9 protein-coding genes and 1 pseudogene are annotated in these 17,993 nt (G+C 71.6%); 7 read left to right on the top strand and 3 right to left on the bottom strand.

The features are described from left to right. Nucleotides 1-281 precede the first annotated feature (281 nt). Together gltB and ASC60_RS24255 are read left to right on the top strand one after the other, a co-directional pair. Entirely contained in the window at nucleotides 282-4,826 is a 4,545-nt protein-coding gene (gene gltB / locus ASC60_RS24260; RefSeq protein WP_079038577.1) for a glutamate synthase large subunit, read from the top strand. After that, the gene (locus ASC60_RS24255) at nucleotides 4,819-6,279 is read left to right on the top strand and encodes a glutamate synthase subunit beta (RefSeq protein WP_055554374.1); all 1,461 of its coding nucleotides are present in this window, start codon (nucleotides 4,819-4,821) and stop codon (nucleotides 6,277-6,279) included. The genes gltB and ASC60_RS24255 overlap by 8 nt, the downstream gene beginning before the upstream one ends. 128 nt (nucleotides 6,280-6,407) lie before the next feature. Here ASC60_RS24255 and ASC60_RS24250 read toward each other — a convergent pair whose 3' ends face one another. Both ASC60_RS24250 and ASC60_RS24245 read right to left on the bottom strand, forming a co-directional pair. Then, nucleotides 6,408-6,881 carry a PPOX class F420-dependent oxidoreductase gene (locus tag ASC60_RS24250; protein WP_055554372.1) on the bottom strand — a complete coding sequence of 158 codons (474 nt, stop codon included), beginning with the start codon at nucleotides 6,879-6,881 and terminating at the stop codon, nucleotides 6,408-6,410. Nucleotides 6,882-6,940: 59 nt separating this feature from the next. Next, nucleotides 6,941-7,828 carry a hypothetical protein gene (locus ASC60_RS24245; protein ID WP_055554370.1) on the bottom strand — a complete coding sequence of 296 codons (888 nt, stop codon included), beginning with the start codon at nucleotides 7,826-7,828 and terminating at the stop codon, nucleotides 6,941-6,943. A 222-nt stretch (nucleotides 7,829-8,050) separates the two neighbouring features. On the opposite strand from ASC60_RS24245, the gene ASC60_RS24240 reads away from it, so the two are divergent. After that, nucleotides 8,051-8,848, top strand: a complete 798-nt coding sequence (locus tag ASC60_RS24240; RefSeq protein WP_055554368.1) for a trypsin-like serine protease — start codon at nucleotides 8,051-8,053, stop codon at nucleotides 8,846-8,848. 123 nt (nucleotides 8,849-8,971) lie between these two features. On the opposite strand, the pseudogene ASC60_RS39575 reads toward ASC60_RS24240, so the two are convergent. After that, a pseudogene (locus tag ASC60_RS39575) lies at nucleotides 8,972-9,481 on the bottom strand (RNA-guided endonuclease InsQ/TnpB family protein); the annotation flags it as partial. Between the two features lie 285 nt (nucleotides 9,482-9,766). Between ASC60_RS39575 and ASC60_RS24235 the strand changes: the two are divergent. The 4 genes from ASC60_RS24235 to ASC60_RS24220 all read left to right on the top strand — a co-directional run bounded on the left by ASC60_RS24235 (nucleotide 9,767) and on the right by ASC60_RS24220 (nucleotide 17,993). Continuing rightward, complete coding sequence (locus ASC60_RS24235; RefSeq protein ID WP_055554365.1) at nucleotides 9,767-10,126, top strand: chorismate mutase; 360 nt, start codon at nucleotides 9,767-9,769, stop codon at nucleotides 10,124-10,126. A gap of 158 nt (nucleotides 10,127-10,284) precedes the next feature. Continuing rightward, the gene (pepN, locus tag ASC60_RS24230) at nucleotides 10,285-12,852 is read left to right on the top strand and encodes an aminopeptidase N (RefSeq protein ID WP_055554363.1); all 2,568 of its coding nucleotides are present in this window, start codon (nucleotides 10,285-10,287) and stop codon (nucleotides 12,850-12,852) included. 218 nt (nucleotides 12,853-13,070) lie between these two features. Beyond that, nucleotides 13,071-14,096 (top strand): tellurite resistance/C4-dicarboxylate transporter family protein, encoded by a 1,026-nt coding sequence (locus ASC60_RS24225; RefSeq protein ID WP_055554361.1) that lies wholly within the window; start codon nucleotides 13,071-13,073, stop codon nucleotides 14,094-14,096. 159 nt (nucleotides 14,097-14,255) lie between these two features. After that, complete coding sequence (locus ASC60_RS24220; protein ID WP_107097149.1) at nucleotides 14,256-17,993, top strand: nitrate reductase subunit alpha; 3,738 nt, start codon at nucleotides 14,256-14,258, stop codon at nucleotides 17,991-17,993.

Here is a 17,993-nt window from a genome sequence, read left to right as displayed (position 1 = left end):
CGAGTGACCGCATCATTGCGCTGTTACTCGACGGTTTCGATCCATTTACCAGCGGGCATAAAGCCGAAGCGCTCGGGCAGTGTGGCCCGTCTCGCGCCACGGCGATGGTGGACGAACAGTCCCCATCGCCCGACTTACCCCGTGCAGGGGTGTCCGCATGGTGAAACGGAATATCCACTTCCCGAGAACCGGCTCATCATGTAACCTGCACGAAATTCTCGCGGAGGGCCAACGTCGTCCCTCGGCACACGCACAATGCCATGACGACGACGGGAGAGCCGATGCGTTCCGCATCCCACCCCGCCCGACAGGGGATGTACGACCCGCGCAATGAGCACGACGCCTGTGGCGTCGGCTTTGTGGCGACCCTCACCGGCGAGGCCAGCCACGAGCTCGTTGAGCAGGCTCTCACCGTTCTACGGAACCTTGAGCACCGCGGAGCCACCGGTTCGGAGCCCGACTCGGGCGACGGCGCGGGCATTCTCGTACAGGTCCCGGACGCCTTCCTGCGGGACGTGACCGACTTCGAGCTTCCCGAGGCCGGTTCCTACGCCGTGGGCATCGCGTTCCTCCCCGAGGCAGGGGACGACACGGCCGTGGAGCACATCGAGCGGCTCGCCGCCGAGGAGGAGCTGACCGTCCTCGGCTGGCGCGAGGTGCCGGTGGCGCCCGAGCTGCTGGGCAACGGCGCGCGCACCACCATGCCCGTCTTCCGCCAGCTCTTCGTCGCGGACGGGACCAGCAGCGGGCTGGCCCTGGACCGCAAGGCGTTCATGCTGCGCAAGCGCGCCGAGCGCGAGGCCGGCGTGTACTTCCCGTCGCTGTCCTCCCGCACCCTGGTGTACAAGGGGATGCTGACCACCGGTCAGCTGGAGCCGTTCTTCCCGGATCTGTCCGACCGCCGTTTCGCCACGGCCATCGCGCTGGTCCACTCCCGGTTCTCCACGAACACCTTCCCGAGCTGGCCGCTGGCCCACCCGTACCGCTTCGTCGCCCACAACGGTGAGATCAACACCGTGCAGGGTAACCGCAACTGGATGCGGGCGCGCGAATCCCAGCTGGTCAGCGACCTGTTCGGGGACAAGGGGCTGGACCGGATCTTCCCGCTCTGCACCCCGGACGCCTCCGACTCCGCGACCTTCGACGAGGTCCTGGAGCTGCTGCACCTCGGCGGCCGCTCGCTGCCGCACTCGGTGCTGATGATGGTCCCCGAGGCGTGGGAGAACCACCCCTCGATGGACCCGGCCCGGCGCGCCTTCTACCAGTACCACGCCACGATGATGGAGCCCTGGGACGGCCCGGCCTGCGTCACCTTCACCGACGGCACCCAGGTCGGCGCCGTACTGGACCGCAACGGCCTGCGGCCGGGCCGCTACTGGGTCACCGACGACGGGCTGGTCGTGCTGTCCTCCGAGGTCGGCGTCCTGGACATCGACCCGGCCAAGGTGGTCCGCAAGGGCCGGCTGCAGCCGGGCCGGATGTTCCTGGTGGACACCGCCGAGCACCGGATCATCGAGGACGACGAGATCAAGGCCGAGCTGGCCACCGAGCAGCCCTACGGCGACTGGCTGGAGGCCGGGCTGATCGACCTGGCGGACCTGCCCGAGCGTGAGCACATCGTGCACACCCACGCCTCGGTCACCCGCCGCCAGCAGACCTTCGGCTACACCGAGGAGGAGCTGAGGGTCCTGCTCGCGCCGATGGCCAAGGCCGGCGCCGAGCCGATCGGCTCGATGGGCACGGACTCGCCGATCGCCGCCCTCTCCGACCGGCCGCGGCTGCTGTTCGACTACTTCACCCAGCTGTTCGCGCAGGTCACCAACCCGCCGCTGGACGCGATCCGCGAGGAGCTGGTCACCTCGCTGATCTCCTCGCTGGGCCCGCAGGGCAATCTGCTGGAGCCGACCGCGGCCTCCTGCCGCAGCGTCACCCTGCCCTTCCCGGTGATCGACAACGATGAGCTGGCCAAGCTCATCCACATCAACGCCGACGGCGACATGCCGGGCCTGAAGGCCGCCAACCTCTCCGGTCTCTACCGGGTCGGCGGCGGTGGCGACGCGCTCGCCGCGCGGCTGGCCGAGATCTGCGCCGAGGCGGAGGCCGCCATCGAGGACGGCGCCCGGCTGATCGTGCTCTCCGACCGCCACTCGGACGCCGAGCACGCGCCGATCCCCTCGCTGCTGCTCACCTCCGCCGTCCACCACCACCTCATCCGCACCAAGCAGCGCACCCAGGTGGGGCTGCTGGTCGAGGCGGGCGATGTGCGCGAGGTGCACCATGTCGCGCTGCTCATCGGCTACGGTGCCGCGGCCGTCAACCCGTACCTGGCGATGGAGTCGGTCGAGGACCTGGTCCGCGCGGGAACCTTCCTGCCGGAGATGGAGGCCGAGACCGCGATCAAGAACCTGATCAAGGCGCTCGGCAAGGGCGTGCTGAAGGTGATGTCCAAGATGGGCATCTCCACCGTGGCCTCCTACCGTGGCGCCCAGGTCTTCGAGGCCGTCGGCCTGGACGAGTCCTTCGTGGAGACCTACTTCCACGGCACCGCCACCAAGATCGGCGGCACGGGCCTGGACATCGTCGCCAAGGAGGTCGCCGCCCGGCACGCCAAGGCGTACCCGGCCACCGGCGTTCCCTCCGCGCACCGCGCGCTGGACATCGGCGGCGAGTACCAGTGGCGGCGCGAGGGCGAGCCGCATCTGTTCGACCCGGAGACGGTCTTCCGGCTCCAGCACTCCACCCGCGCGCGCCGCTACGACATCTTCAAGAAGTACACCGAGCGGGTGAACGAGCAGTCCGAGCGGCTGATGACGCTGCGCGGCCTGTTCTCCTTCAAGGACGGTGAGCGGCCCTCGATCCCGATCGAGGAGGTCGAGCCGGTCGAGGAGATCGTCAAGCGGTTCTCCACCGGCGCCATGAGCTACGGGTCCATCTCCCAGGAGGCGCACGAGACCCTGGCCATCGCCATGAACCAGCTGGGCGGCAAGTCCAACACCGGTGAGGGCGGCGAGGACTCCGAGCGGCTGTACGATCCGGCACGGCGCTCCGCCATCAAGCAGGTAGCCTCCGGCCGCTTCGGCGTGACCAGCGAATACCTGGTCAACTCCGATGACATCCAGATCAAGATGGCGCAGGGCGCCAAGCCCGGCGAGGGCGGCCAGCTGCCCGGCCACAAGGTCTACCCGTGGGTGGCGAAGACCCGGCACTCGACGCCCGGCGTCGGCCTGATCTCCCCGCCGCCGCACCACGACATCTACTCCATCGAGGACCTCGCCCAGCTGATCCACGACCTGAAGAACGCCAACCCCAAGGCGCGCATTCACGTCAAGCTGGTCTCCGAGGTCGGCGTCGGCACCGTCGCCGCGGGCGTCTCCAAGGCCCACGCCGACGTCGTGCTGATCTCCGGCCACGACGGTGGCACCGGCGCCTCGCCGCTCACCTCGCTCAAGCACGCGGGCGGCCCCTGGGAGCTGGGCCTCGCCGAGACCCAGCAGACCCTGCTGCTCAACGGGTTGCGCGACCGCATCGTCGTGCAGACCGACGGCCAGCTGAAGACCGGCCGCGACGTGGTCATCGCCGCGCTGCTCGGCGCCGAGGAGTTCGGCTTCGCGACCGCGCCGCTGGTCGTCTCCGGCTGCGTGATGATGCGCGTGTGCCACCTGGACACCTGCCCGGTCGGCATCGCCACCCAGAATCCGGTGCTGCGCGAGCGCTACAGCGGCCAGGCCGAGTTCGTGGTCAACTTCTTCCGGTTCATCGCCGAGGAGGTCCGCGAACTCCTCGCCGAGCTGGGCTTCCGCACCCTCGACGAGGCCATCGGCCACGCCGAGCTGCTGGACACCAGCCGGGCCGTGCGGCACTGGAAGGCCCGCGGTCTGGACCTCGCCCCGCTGCTGTACGTCCCCGAGCTGCCCGACGGCGCGGTCCGCCACCAGGTGGTCGAGCAGGACCACGGCCTGGCGAAGGCGCTGGACAACGAGCTGATCAAGCTCGCGGCCGACGCGCTGGCCGCAGACTCCGCCGAGGACGCCCAGCCGGTCCGGGCCCAGGTCGCGATCCGCAACATCAACCGGACCGTCGGCACCATGCTCGGCCACGAGGTGACCCGCAAGTTCGGCGGCGCGGGCCTGCCGGACGACACCATCGACATCACCTTCACCGGCTCGGCCGGCCAGTCCTTCGGCGCGTTCGTGCCCCACGGGGTCACGCTGCGGCTGGAGGGCGACGCCAACGACTACGTCGGCAAGGGCCTGTCCGGCGGCCGCGTGATCGTCCGCCCGGACCGGGGCGCCGACCACCTGGCCGAGTACTCGACCATCGCGGGCAACACCATCGCGTACGGCGCGACCGGCGGCGAGATGTACCTGCGCGGCAAGGTCGGCGAGCGGTTCTGCGTCCGCAACTCGGGCGCGACCGTGATCTCCGAGGGCGTGGGCGACCACGGCTGCGAGTACATGACCGGCGGCCGGGCCGTCGTCCTCGGCCCGACCGGGCGCAACTTCGCGGCCGGCATGTCCGGTGGCATCGCGTACGTCATCGACCTCGACCGGGACAACGTCAACGGCGCTCTCCTCGACGCCCTCGGCGAGCTGGACGACACCGACAAGCAGTGGCTGCACGACGCCGTGCGCCGCCACCAGGAGGAGACCGGCTCCACCGTCGCGGCCGCGCTGCTCGACGACTGGGACCGCGCCCTGACCCGCTTCAGCAAGATCATCCCCGCTACGTACCAGGCCGTGCTCGCCGCCAAGGACGCCGCCGAGCGAGCCGGACTCTCCGAGTCCGAGACCACCGAGAAGATGATGGAGGCGGCGACCAATGGCTGACCCCAAGGGCTTCCTGACCACCGACCGCGAGGTCGCGAAGACGCGTCCGGTGGACGAGCGGGTCAAGGACTGGAACGAGGTCTACGTCCCCGGTTCGCTGCTGCCGATCATCAGCAAGCAGGCCGGCCGGTGCATGGACTGCGGCATCCCGTTCTGCCACAACGGCTGTCCGCTCGGAAACCTCATCCCCGAGTGGAACGACTACGCCTACCGCGAGGACTGGCGCGAGGCCAGCGAGCGGCTGCACGCGACCAACAACTTCCCGGAGTTCACCGGGCGGCTGTGCCCCGCCCCGTGCGAGTCCGCGTGTGTCCTCGGCATCAACCAGCCCGCGGTGACCATCAAGAACGTCGAGGTCACCATCATCGACAAGGCGTGGGACGCGGGCGACGTCACCCCGCAGCCCCCCGAGCGGCTCAGCGGCAAGACCGTCGCCGTCATCGGCTCGGGCCCGGCGGGACTCGCCGCCGCCCAGCAGCTGACCCGCGCCGGCCACACGGTCGCCGTCTACGAGCGGGCCGACCGCATCGGCGGGCTGCTGCGCTACGGCATCCCCGAGTTCAAGATGGAGAAGCGCCACATCAACCGCCGCATCGAGCAGATGCGCGCGGAGGGCACCAAGTTCCGCACCGAGACGGAGATCGGGCGCGACATCGACGCGGCCAAGCTGCGCAAGCGGTACGACGCCGTCGTCATCGCGGCCGGTGCCACCACCTCCCGCGACCTGAAGGTCCCGGGCCGCGAGCTGAACGGCATCCACTTCGCGATGGAGTACCTGCCGCTCGCCAACAAGGTGCAGGAGGGCGACCTCACCACGCCCCCCATCACCGCCGAGGGCAAGCACGTCGTGGTGATCGGCGGCGGTGACACCGGCGCCGACTGCGTCGGCACCGCCCACCGGCAGGGCGCCGCCTCCGTCACCCAGCTGGAGATCATGCCCAAGCCGGGCGAGGAGCGCAGCGAGGGCCAGCCCTGGCCCACCTTCCCGATGCTCTACAAGGTCACCTCGGCCCACGAGGAGGGCGGCGAGCGGGTCTACTCCGTCTCCACCACCCACTTCGAGGGCGACGAGGACGGCAATGTCCAGTGGCTGCACCTGATCGAGGTGGAGTTCAAGGACGGCAAGCTGGAGCAGAAGCCGGGCACCGAGCGCAGGATCCCGGCCCAGCTGGTCACCCTGGCCATGGGCTTCACCGGCACCGACCGGGAGAACGGCCTCGTCGAGCAGTTCGGCCTGGAGCTGGACGAGCGCGGCAACGTCGCGCGCGACGCCGACTTCGCGACCAATGTGCCCGGTGTCTTCGTCGCCGGTGACGCGGGCCGCGGCCAGTCGCTGATCGTCTGGGCCATCGCCGAGGGCCGCTCCGCGGCGCGCGGCGTGGACCGCTACCTGGCCGGGGCCAGCGCCCTGCCCGCCCCGATCCGTCCCACCGACCGGGCCCTCATGGTCTGACAGTTCTTCCAGGTCTCCGCCCGTACAACGGCGTACGGACCGGCCGCGCGGCGCCTCCCCCACCCGACTGGGGGCGGGCGCCGCGTGGCGTTTCCCGTATCCGCGGATCGGGAACGGGCGACCGGCCCTTATTCCTCGCCCTCCACCAGCCGGGCGGGGAATCCGCCGGTGGCGATCGGGCCCCAGCGGTCGGGCGTGACCCGGATCAGCGACTTGCCCTGCTTGCGCATCGCCGAGCGGTACTCGTCCCAGTCCGGGTGCTCACCGGCGATGTTGCGGTAGTACTCGACCAGCGGTTCGACCGAGTCGGGGGTGTCGATCACCTCGGCGGTGCCGTCGATCTGGACCCACGGGCCGTTCCACTCGTCGGACAGCACGATCAGGCTGACGGCCGCGTCGCGCTTGGCGTTGCGGACCTTGGCCCGCTCGGGGTAGGTGGACATGACGATACGGCCCGAGTCGTCGACGCCGCAGGTCAGCGGGGATGCCTGCGGGGAGCCGTCGGTCCGGCGGGTCATCAGGATGGCGCGGTGGCGCGGGCGGACGAACTCCAGCAGCTCGTCCCGGGCGACACGGGTGGTGGTGGCGATGGAGGGGCTCATGCACGCGAGGGTACGACGTGGAGCGCGCCCCGGCGTCGCCCCGCCCCCGTCACGGCCGCTCAGGTGTCGCACTCCAGGGCCGTACGGCACAGTCCGCAGCGCGCCCGCAGCCTGCCGCGCACCGGGAGCCGGATGCGCTGACGGCAGGTCGGGCAGGGGAACGACACGCTGAACGGCGGACCGCTTTCGAAGGCGTAGTCCCCGCCGGTGGGGGAGGGGTGACCGGACTGGGCCGAACGGCGGTCCCTGGCGTACCGGTGGCGGCCCGTCCACCCGGCCGCGGCGAGCGGCGGCTGCCGTTCGTCGCGCCGCGCCAGCTCCAGCCCCTTGGCGTACGCCTCGTACGCCTGCGGGCTGGTGAACCAGGGCGCCGGGTCCTCGCCGAAGAGCCGGGCCCGCTTGGCGAGGACGTAGCCGAACTCCTCCGGCGTCAGATAGCCCAGCTTCTGGCTGGTGACCGCGTCCTGGCGGTACGCGTCGAGCAGCAGCCAGCCGGTGCCGAGGTAGGCGGCCGTGGTGTCGGTGAGGATCTCGTTGTCGCGGGTGCCGGGGAAGGCCAGGTCGAGCCGGTGCAGATACACATGGGTGACCTCGTGGGCGAGGGCCGCCCCGATGTCGCGGCGGTGGGTCTTGAAGCGGGAGTTCAGCTCGATGAAGTACTCCGGTCCGGCCGCCAGCTCCACGTTCCCCGCGTGCCGCATCTCGCGGAAGCTCACGATCATCCGGGCGTCCGGCAGCCGCATGTGCCCCACCATCACCCGGGCCACCCGCTGGACGCCCAGGTGCAGATCGTCCTGGTCGGCGAAGGCGACGTCGCCGGGGGCCACGCTGAGCCCGAAGGTGTCCACCGTGTCGCGGGAGAGCCGCCGGTAGAGCGCGGCGATCGCGGCCCGGACCGTGTCCAGGTGCGGATAGCCGTGTTCGATGTCGCTGCCCGGTGCCGCCACGTGCCCACTGTACGGGCGGCCGGGCGCGGCGGCGCGGAGGCCGCGCGGGGTGTGACGGGGCGTATGACGGGGCGTGTGAGCAGCGGCGCGACCTGCGCTTGGCCGGAACCCGACCCTTGTCAGGCTGTTCACGGACTTCACATAATCGCAGGGCATACGCAGGCCTTGTCATTTGGCATGGGCCTGACATTTTTTGCGCAACCCCCCACGAGAGGAATTCCGTTGCGAAACGCTCTGAAGCACCTGAAGAGATCCGCGGCCCTCGGCGCGGTCGCCCTCGCCGCGTTCAGCCTCGCCCCGGGCACCGCGACCGCCCAGCCCACCGGTCCCGAGCCCGGCCCCTCCGTCGTCGGCGGCACCCGCGCCGCCCAGGGTGAATTCCCCTTCATGGTCCGGCTCTCCATGGGCTGTGGCGGCGCGCTCTACACCCAGGACATCGTGCTCACCGCCGCCCACTGTGTGGACGGCAGCGGCGCCGACACCTCCATCACCGCCACCGCGGGCGTCGTCGACCTCCAGAGCTCCAGCGCCGTCAAGGTCAAGTCCACCCGCGTCCTGCAGGCCCCCGGCTACAACGGCACCGGCAAGGACTGGGCCCTCATCAAGCTCGCCAAGCCGATCAACCAGCCCACGCTGAAGATCGCCGAGACCACCGCGTACAACAAGGGCGACTTCACCGTCGCCGGCTGGGGCGCGGCCCGCGAGGGCGGCGCCCAGCAGCGCTACCTGCTCAAGGCCACCGTGCCGTTCGTCGACGACGCCACCTGCGGGTCGGCGTACGACGAACTCGTCCCCAGCGAGGAGATCTGCGCGGGCAAGGTGGACACCGGCGGCGTCGACACCTGCCAGGGCGACTCCGGCGGCCCGATGTTCCGCAAGGACGACGCCGGCCAGTGGATCCAGGTCGGCATCGTCAGCTGGGGCGACGGCTGCGCCCGGCCCGGCAAGCCCGGTGTCTACACCGAGGTGAGCACCTTCGCCCAGAACATCAAGACCGCCGCGTCCCAGCTCGGCGGCTGATCTTCCGGCACACAGTCCACGGCTTACGGAACGGAACGGGACCCGGCGCGGCAGTGCGCGCCGGGTCCGGCCGGCGCGGCGGCGTCTGGACAGTCGATGACGGCGTAGTCAACGACCTGGGACTCAAGGTCCCGGGCTTGCGCAACGGGCGCCACTGGCTGTGGTGCTGCGTTTGCGTCCTGTCCCACTCCCCGAACCGGAGAGTGGGATCGGGGCGGTTGACTTCGCCCCGCGTCGCCACGACGCCCACGCGCGAGCGCGGATGTCGCGGGAGCTGTTGCGGTCTGCGTGATCAACGAATCCGCAGTTCCGGCACGCGAACCAAGCCTGCGAGACCCGGTTCGCCTTGTCGATGTGGCCGCACTCGGCACAGGTGCGGGAGGTGTACGCGGGATCGACGTGTACCAGCGGCACACCTGCCTTGCGGGCCTTGTACGCGATGAACTGTCCCCGCTGGGCGAAGGACCAACTGGAGTGGGTGGCCCGTTGGGGCTTGCGAAGCCGTACCCGTTCGCGGATGCCCCTGAGGTCTTCCAGGGCGATCCCGCGACCGGTGCGTTCTGCCTCGGCCACCACATGTTTCGCGATCTTGTGGTTGATGTCCTTGGCCCGCCGGGCCTCCGCGGCACTCCGTGCCGCGACTACGAGGATGCGAGGCCCCCAGGGCTGAAGCCCCGGGGGCCTCGCAGGAATCCGCTGAAGTGACACGATCACCCCGTGGGCCTATGGCCCTACACGGCGGAAAATCCGGCGCCGAAGGGAACCCCGCCTCGCGTTTACGGCTCATGCAGGGTGGAGGCGCCGCACCGGGGGCAGCGCGCTCCGGGGAGAGCGCCCCGTCCCCTTCACAACCCCCCACCGGGGGCGGGGCGGTCCCGGAGCCGAGCGCACGGCTCCGCTGGCATAGGGTCGGGGGCCATGACGCACCGCGAGACCGACCCCGCCGACCGCCCCGGCCAGCCGGACCCGACGAGCACGACCGACGAGGCGGAGAACGCCGTACGCGCCGAGCTGGCCCGGCTGCGCGACAGCATCGACAACATCGACGCGGCCGTGGTCCACATGCTCGCCGAGCGCTTCAAGTGCACCCAGCAGGTCGGTCACCTCAAGGCCGCCCACAAGCTGCCCCCGGCCGACCCCGCCCGCGAGGCCCGCCAGATCACCCGGCTGCGCGAGCTGGCGGAAAGCGCCAAACTCGATCCCGCTTTCGCCGAGAAGCTGCTCAACTTCATCATCGCCGAGGTCATCCGTCACCACGAGACGATCGCGCGCTCCTGAGCCCGGCGCGGACCCCGCCTGCCGGGCGTACGGTACGGGCGCACACCGGTGGTGCGCCCCCGTCCGCGCCCGCGCCCGCGCCCGGCAGAGCCTGAACCCATGGGAAGCTCGGTACTCGCGCCGTGTGCCGCCCACCGCCGGTAGGGCAGCATGTCCCCATGTCCGTACTGACGCGCGAGGAAGCGCAGATCCGAGCCCGCCTCATCGAGGTCCATCGCTACACGATCGACCTCGACCTCACCCGCGGCGACGAACACTTCGGCTCCACCACGACCATCCGCTTCCAGGCCCGCGAGGCCGGGGCGGACACCTTCGTGGAGCTGAACCCCGCCGCCCTGCACCGGGCGGTGCTCGACGGACAGGACCTCGCGCTCGACCCCGCCGGAGTCATCGCCGACGGCCGGCTCCCGCTCACCGGCCTCGCCGAGGGCGAGCACGAGCTGCGCGTCGAGACGGACATGGCGTACTCGCACACCGGCGAGGGCATGCACCGCTTCACCGACCCCGCCGACGGTGAGACGTACCTCTACACCATGTGCTGCATGGCCGACGCCCCCCGCGTCTTCGCCGCCTTCGACCAGCCCGACCTCAAGGCCGTCTTCGACGTGCGCGTCACCGCCCCGCCCCGGTGGACCGTCCTCGGCAACGGCATCGCCACCCGCGACGGCGACCCCACAGGCGGCCGCTGGACGCTCGCCTCCACGCCGCCCATCAGCACCTACCTGGTCGCGCTGGCCGCCGGCCCGTACCACTCCGTGCACACCGAGCACGCCGGGCTGCCCTTCGGACTGCACGTCCGCCGCTCGCTCGCCCCCCACCTCGAAGCCGACGCCGACGAGCTGTTCGCCATCACCCGGCGCTGCTTCGACCGCTACCACGAGATCTTCGACGAGCCGTACCCCTTCGACTCCTACGACCAGGCGTTCGTCCCCGAGTTCAACTCCGGCGCCATGGAGAACCCCGGCCTCGTCACCTTCCGCGACGAATTCGTCTTCCGCTCCGCCGTCACCGACGCCGAACGCCAGACCCGCGCCATGGTCATCGCCCACGAGATGGCCCACATGTGGTTCGGCGACCTCGTCACCATGCGGTGGTGGGACGACATCTGGCTGAATGAGTCCTTCGCCGAGTACATGGGCTTCCAGATCCTCACCGAGGCCACCCGCTACACCGACACCTGGGCCGACTTCGGCGTCCGCCGCAAGAGCTGGGGGTACGACGCCGACCAGCGCCCCTCCACCCACCCCGTCGCCCCCGCGCCCGAAAGCGTCCCCGACACCGCCGCCGCCCGCCTCAACTTCGACGGCATCTCCTACGCCAAGGGCGCCTCCGCCCTGCGCCAGCTCGTCACCTGGCTCGGCGAAAAGGACTTCCTCGCCGGAATCAACGAGCACTTCGCCCGGCACCGCTTCGGCAACGCCACCCTCGCCGACTTCCTCGACTCCCTCGCCCGCTCCTCCGACCGCGACGTCCACGCCTGGGCCGACGCCTGGCTGCGCACCACCGGAGTGGACACCCTCACCCCCGCCGTCACCCCGCACGGCGACCGGTGGAGCGCCGAGATCCGCCACGACGGCGGCGGCCACGACGGACCGCGCCCCGCCCCCCGGCGCCCGCACCGCCTCGCCATCGGCCTCTACGACCACGCACCCGCCGCCCCGCACCAGCTCGTGCCGCGCGACCGCGTCGAGATCGAACTCGACGGCACCGACGCCACCGCCCACCTCTCCTTCTCCGGCCCCCGCCCCGATCTGCTCCTCCTCAACGACGGCGACCTGACCTACGCCAAGGTCCGCCTCGACCCCGGCTCCTGGAAGGCCGCCGTCCGCGCCCTCTCCGGCCTCCCCGACGCCGTCAGCCGCGCCACCCTCTGGAACGCCGCCCGCGACATGGTGCGCGACGGCGACCTCCCGGCGGCCGACTACCTCGACGCCGTCCGCGCCCACCTCCCGCACGAGACCGACATAGCGATCGTCCAGGGCGTCCTCGCCTTCGCCCGCTTCCAGATCGCCGACCGCTACCTGCCGGACGGCCGCCGCCCCGCCGCCCTCAACACCATCGCCGCCACCTGCCGCGACCTGCTGCGCCGCACCGAGGACGGCTCCGGGCAGGGCTTGCGGCTCTCCGCCGTACGCGTCCACATCGCCAGCGCCACCGTCCCCGCCGAGCTGAGCGACTGGCTCGACGGCGACACCGTCCCCGGCGGCCCCGCCCTCGACCCCGAACTGCGCTGGCAGATCCTCGGCCGGCTCGCCGTCCTCGGCGCCGCCGGCCCCGCCGACATCGACGCCGAACTCGCCCGCGACTCCAGTGCCACCGGGCAGGAGGGCGCAGCCCGCTGCCGCGCCGCGCTTCCCGGCCCGGACGCCAAACAGGCCGCCTGGGACGCCCTGTTCGGCGAGACCGCCGCACGCGCCCCACTCTCCAATTACCTGGTCACCGCGACCGCCACCGGCTTCTGGCAGCCCGAACACCACGACGTGCTCACCGGCTACGTACCGCGCTACTTCACCGACGCCGCCGCCACCGCCGCCCGGCGCGGACCCGCCATCGCCGATGCCATCGCCCGCTCCGGCTTCCCGACGACGGTGGACGCCACGACCCTGCGGCTCGGCGAGGAATGCCTGGCCGCCCCCGACCTCCTCCCCGCCCTGCGCCGCCGCCTCGAGGACCAGCTCGACGACCTGCGCCGCGCCCTGCTGGTGCGGGAGAAACAGGGCGAGTAGCCACCGCGGACCGGGCCCGGCGGGGGGGAAACACCTGTTCGTAGAGGTACTTCACGCCTCAACGGCCCCCACCCTCCCCCGGCCGCGACCGGTCGGGGGAGGGAGCAGGGCCGCGTTACGTCAAGCACAGACCAACACACGGGCCACCATTTACCAACTCGAACCAACTCCGCTTAAGGAGAATTCTGCGGAACCGCGGCCCATGGCAGCCTGCTGTCGTGACGCGGACGACGAACGGGGCGACAGCCCGTAACCTGCCATCCGCCGCCTTCGCCCCCGTGATGGCGACCGGGATCGTGTCCCAGGGACTCGCGGCGGCGGGCGCGCCACGCATATCGGGCGCGCTGCTGGCGGTGGCCGTGGCGCTGTACGCCGGGCTGCTGGCGGGGCTGGTGTGGCGCGTGGCGCGCTATCCGCGGGAGGTGGCCGCCGATCTGCGCGACACGGGACGGGTGTTCGGCTTCTTCACCTTCGTCGCCGGCTCCGATGTGCTCGCCGCCCGGCTGGCACCCGGGCCGTGGCGGGCGGCCGCGGCGGCCCTGACCCTGGTCGCCGTCCCCACCTGCGCCGTCCTGCTGGGGTGCGCGGCCCGCGTGGTGCGCCGGATCGGCGCGGACGGCGCGGACGGCGCGGGCGGCGCGGTGCGGCGGGCCGAGGGCACCTGGTTCCTGTGCGTGGTGGGCGTCCAGTCCGCCGTGCTGGCGGTGGCCGGGCCGGCGCCCGGCCGCGGCCTGCCGGGCACGGCGATCGCCTGGGCGGCCGGGCTGCTGCTGTACGCGGCGGTGGCCACCCTGGTGGCCCGCCGGCTGCTGCGGTTCGGCATCCCGCCGAGGGAACTGTCACCGCCGTACTGGATCTCCATGGGGGCCTGCGCCATCAGCCTCCTGGCCGGCGCCCGCCTCGCCCGCCCGGGGCTCGACGCCGCCCTGGGCCCCGCCCTGACCCGCGACACCCTCCTCACCCTGTGGGTGTGGGCCACCTGTCTGCTGCCACCGCTGCTGGCCGCCGGGGCCTGGCGGCATCTGTGGCACCACATACCGCTGGCATACGAACCCACCTGGTGGACGATCGTCTTCCCCACCGGGATGTACGCGATGTCCACGACCGTCCTCGGCAAGGCCGAAGCCCTGCGCCCCCTGGTGCTCCTCGGGCACCTGGGGGCCTGGGTGGCGCTGGGGGTGTGGTCGCTGTCCGTGGCCGGACTGGTCCACCGTCATATTCCGGGTGGAGCCCAAGTCCCATAGAGGAAAGGCAAACTACAAGGAAAAACCACCCTAGGTGATGCTAAATGGCCGAAAGGCTGGCGGCTTTGTGGCCGAATCCCGAGTGATGCTGTCGCGCGACATCCATCCAGGGCCCCGGCCGGAACACCCGGCGCGGAGCCACCGCCGAAGGAGTGGACCGTGGCGCGCCGCACCGCAGACAGCCAGAACGGGACCCTCGCCTCCGCGGTGACGGAACGACTGCTCGCCGCAGGAGCCTCCCTCCGCCGCGTCCCGACCACCCCCGACCTGCGGGCCGTCTACCGGACCGACCAGACCGTCGAGGACTCCCCGTACCGCGAACGCTGGGCGCACGACAAGGTGGTGCGCTCCACCCACGGCGTCAACTGCACCGGGTCCTGCTCCTGGAAGGTCTACGTCAAGGACGGGCTCATCACCTGGGAGACCCAGCAGACCGACTACCCCTCGGTCGGACCGGACCGGCCCGAATACGAACCGCGCGGCTGCCCGCGCGGCGCCTCCTTCTCCTGGTACACCTACTCGCCCACCCGGGTGCGCCACCCCCTGATCCGCGGGGTGCTGGCCGAGCTGTACCGGGAGGCCCGGGACCGGCTCGGCGACCCCGTCGCCGCCTGGGCCGAGATCACCGGCGACCCGGACAAGCGGCGCCGCTACCAGTCCGCCCGGGGCAAGGGCGGGCTGGTGCGGATCGGCTGGGACGAGGCCCTGGAGATCGCGGCCGCCGCCCACGTCCACACCCTCGGCGCCCACGGCCCGGACCGGATCGCCGGTTTCTCCCCCATCCCTGCCATGTCCATGGCCTCCCACGCCGTCGGCGCCCGCTTCATGTCGCTGATCGGCGCGCCCATGATCTCCTTCTACGACTGGTACGCGGACCTGCCGATCGCCTCCCCGCAGGTCTTCGGCGACCAGACCGACGTACCGGAGTCGGGGGACTGGTGGGACGCGGCGTATCTGATGCTGTGGGGATCGAACGTGCCGGTCACCCGCACCCCCGACGCCCACTGGATGGCCGAGGCCCGCTACCGGGGACAGAAGGTGGTGGTGGTCTCCCCGGACTACGCGGACGCCACCAAGTTCGCCGACGAATGGCTCCACCCCCACCCCGGCACCGACGGCGCGGTCGCCATGGCGATGGGGCACGTCATCCTCAAGGAGTGCTTCGTCGACCGCGAGGTCCCCTACTTCACCGACTACGTGCGGCGCTTCACCGACCTGCCGTTCCTGGTGGAACTGACCGAGCGGAACGGGCGCCGCACCCCCGGCGGCTTCCTCACCGCCGCCGCCCTGGCGGACGTCGAACCGGGCCTGGGCGCCCACGCCGAGGACGAGGCCCGGCGCTGGATGCCGGTGCTGTGCGACGCGGACACCGACCGGCCCGTCGTCCCGAACGGCACCCTGGGCGACCGCTGGAGCAAGGGTGGCGAGGGCCGCTGGAACCTCGACCTGGAGGGCATCACCCCCCGGCTCACCCTCCACCGGACTCCCGGCGCCGAGACCATCGAGGTCGAACTGCCCCGCTTCGACGAACCCGGCGCCACCGTCCGCCACACCGTGCCCGCGCGCCGCATCGGCGGACGGCTCGTCACCACCGTCTACGACCTGCTCCTGGCCCAGTACGCGGTGGGCCGCCCCGGCCTGACCGGCCAGTGGCCCACCGGCTACGACGACGCCACCGTGCCCTGCACCCCCGCCTGGCAGGAGGCCCTCACCTCCGTACCGGCCGCCGCCGTGATCCGCGCGGCCCGGGAGTTCGCGGGCACCGCCGAGAAGACCCGCGGCCGCTGCATGATCGTGATGGGCGCCGGCACCAACCACTGGTTCCACTCCGACACCATCTACCGCTCCTTCCTCACCCTGCTGCTGCTCACCGGCTGCCAGGGCGTCAACGGCGGCGGCTGGGCCCACTACGTGGGCCAGGAGAAGGTGCGCCCGTACACCGGCTGGCAGCAGCTGGCCACCGCCGCCGACTGGCACCGCCCCTCCCGGCAGATGGCGGGCACCCCGTACTGGTACCTGCACACCGGCCAGTGGCGCTACGAACGCTACGGCGCCGACGCGCTCGCCTCGCCCACCGGCCAGGGGCTGTTCACCGGCCGCCACACCGCCGACCTGGTCGCCCAGTCCATGCGGCTGGGCTGGATGCCCTCGTACCCCACCTTCGCCGCCAACCCCCTGGACCTGGGCCGCCGGGTGAAGGAGAGCGGACGCTCGGCGGGGGAGTGGGTCGCCGAACGACTCGCCGCGGGCGAACTGGACTTCGCCTGCGAGAACCCCGACGCGCCCGAGAACTGGCCCCGCGTCCTCACCGTGTGGCGCGCCAACCTCATCGGCTCCTCCGCCAAGGGCAACGAATACTTCCTGCGCCACCTCCTCGGCGCCCAGGACAACGCCACCGCCGAGGAGGCCCCGCCCGGCCACCGCCCCGCCGATGTCACCTGGCAGGACGAGGCGCCCCGCGGCAAGCTCGACCTGCTGCTCGCGCTGGACTTCCGCATGACCTCCACCACCCTCTTCGCCGACCTCGTCCTCCCGGCCGCCACCTGGTACGAGAAACACGACCTGTCCAGCACCGACATGCATCCCTACGTGCATGCCTTCACCCCGGCCATCAACCCGCCCTGGCAGGCCCGCACCGACTTCGACATCTTCCACGACCTCGCCCGCAAGCTCAGCGAACTCGCCGCCGGACGGCTGGAGACGGCCCACGACCTGGTCGCCACCGCCCTCATGCACGACACCCCCGGCGAGACCGCCCAGCCCGGCGGGGCCGTACCGGACTGGCGCGACGGCCACACCCCGGCCGCACCCGGCGTCAACCTGCCGAACGTCACCCTCGTGGAACGCGACTACACCGCCGTCGCCGACCGCCTCGCCGCCCTCGGCCCCTTGGCCCAACGGGACGGCATGCAGGTCAAGGGCGTCACCGTGCATCCAGGGCCGGAAGCCGCCTGGCTCGCCGACCGATGCGGCACCGCCACCCGGGGCGCCGCCGAGGGCAGACCCCTGCTCGACACCGACGCCAAGATGTGCGAAGCCATCCTCGCCCTCTCCGGCACCACCAACGGACGCCTCGCCGCCGAAGGCTTCGCCCGGCTCGCCGAGCGCTGCGGCCCCGGCTCCGGCCTCACCGAACTGGGCGCCTCCGTCGCCGAACGCCGCGTGGTGTTCTCCGACACCCAGGCCCGGCCCGTCCAGGTCGGCGCCAGCTTCGAATGGTCCGGCAAGGAGGCCCCCGACCGCCGCTACGCCCCGTTCACCATCAACACCGAACACCGCAAGCCCTGGCACACCCTCACCGGCCGCCAGCACTTCTACCTCGACCACGCCTGGATCGCCGAACTCGGTGAACAACTCCCCGTCTACCGGCCGCCCCTGGACCTCGCCGCCCTCGGCGAGGCCCCGCCCGCAGAATCCGCCGCGGGCGACGGCACCGGACGCGCCGTCACCGTCCGCTACATCACCCCGCACTCCAAGTGGTCCATCCACTCCGAGTACCAGGAAAACCTCATCATGCAGACCCTGGCCCGCGGCGGCCCGGTCATCTGGCTCAGCGTCCAAGACGCCCGGGCCATCGGCGTATCCGACAACGACTGGATCGAGGCCGTCAACGCAGGCGGCGTCGTCGTCGCCCGGGCCGTGGTCTCCCACCGCATGCCCACCGGCACCGTCTTCATGTACCACGTACAGGAACGGCTGGTGAACGTGCCCAAATCCGAGGCCACCGGCCGCCGCGGCGGCGTCCACAACGCCCTCACCAAACTCCTCATCAAACCCACCCACCTCATCGGCGGCTACGCCCAGCTCTGCTTCGCCCCCAACTACTACGGCCCCACCGGCAACCAGCGGGACGCGGTCACCGTCATCCGGCGCCGTTCCCAGAACGTGGAGTACTGA

Origin of the sequence: Streptomyces sp. NBRC 110028 (assembly GCF_001417735.1) — a bacterium.
Taxonomy (GTDB): domain Bacteria; phylum Actinomycetota; class Actinomycetes; order Streptomycetales; family Streptomycetaceae; genus Streptomyces.
Note: the sequence above shows the minus strand (reverse complement) of the source record. Positions and strands in the feature narration are given on the sequence as shown.

Bases quoted from the DNA above. Each gene is read 5' to 3' on its own strand.
- ASC60_RS24250 (WP_055554372.1), bottom strand. From the start codon at position 6,881: ATGAGCCCCTCCATCGCCACCACCACCCGTGTCGCCCGGGACGAGCTG.
- ASC60_RS24235 (WP_055554365.1), top strand. From the start codon at position 9,767: ATGACGCACCGCGAGACCGACCCCGCCGACCGCCCCGGCCAGCCGGAC.
- ASC60_RS24255 (WP_055554374.1), top strand. From the start codon at position 4,819: ATGGCTGACCCCAAGGGCTTCCTGACCACCGACCGCGAGGTCGCGAAG.
- gltB (WP_079038577.1), top strand. From the start codon at position 282: ATGCGTTCCGCATCCCACCCCGCCCGACAGGGGATGTACGACCCGCGC.
- pepN (WP_055554363.1), top strand. From the start codon at position 10,285: ATGTCCGTACTGACGCGCGAGGAAGCGCAGATCCGAGCCCGCCTCATC.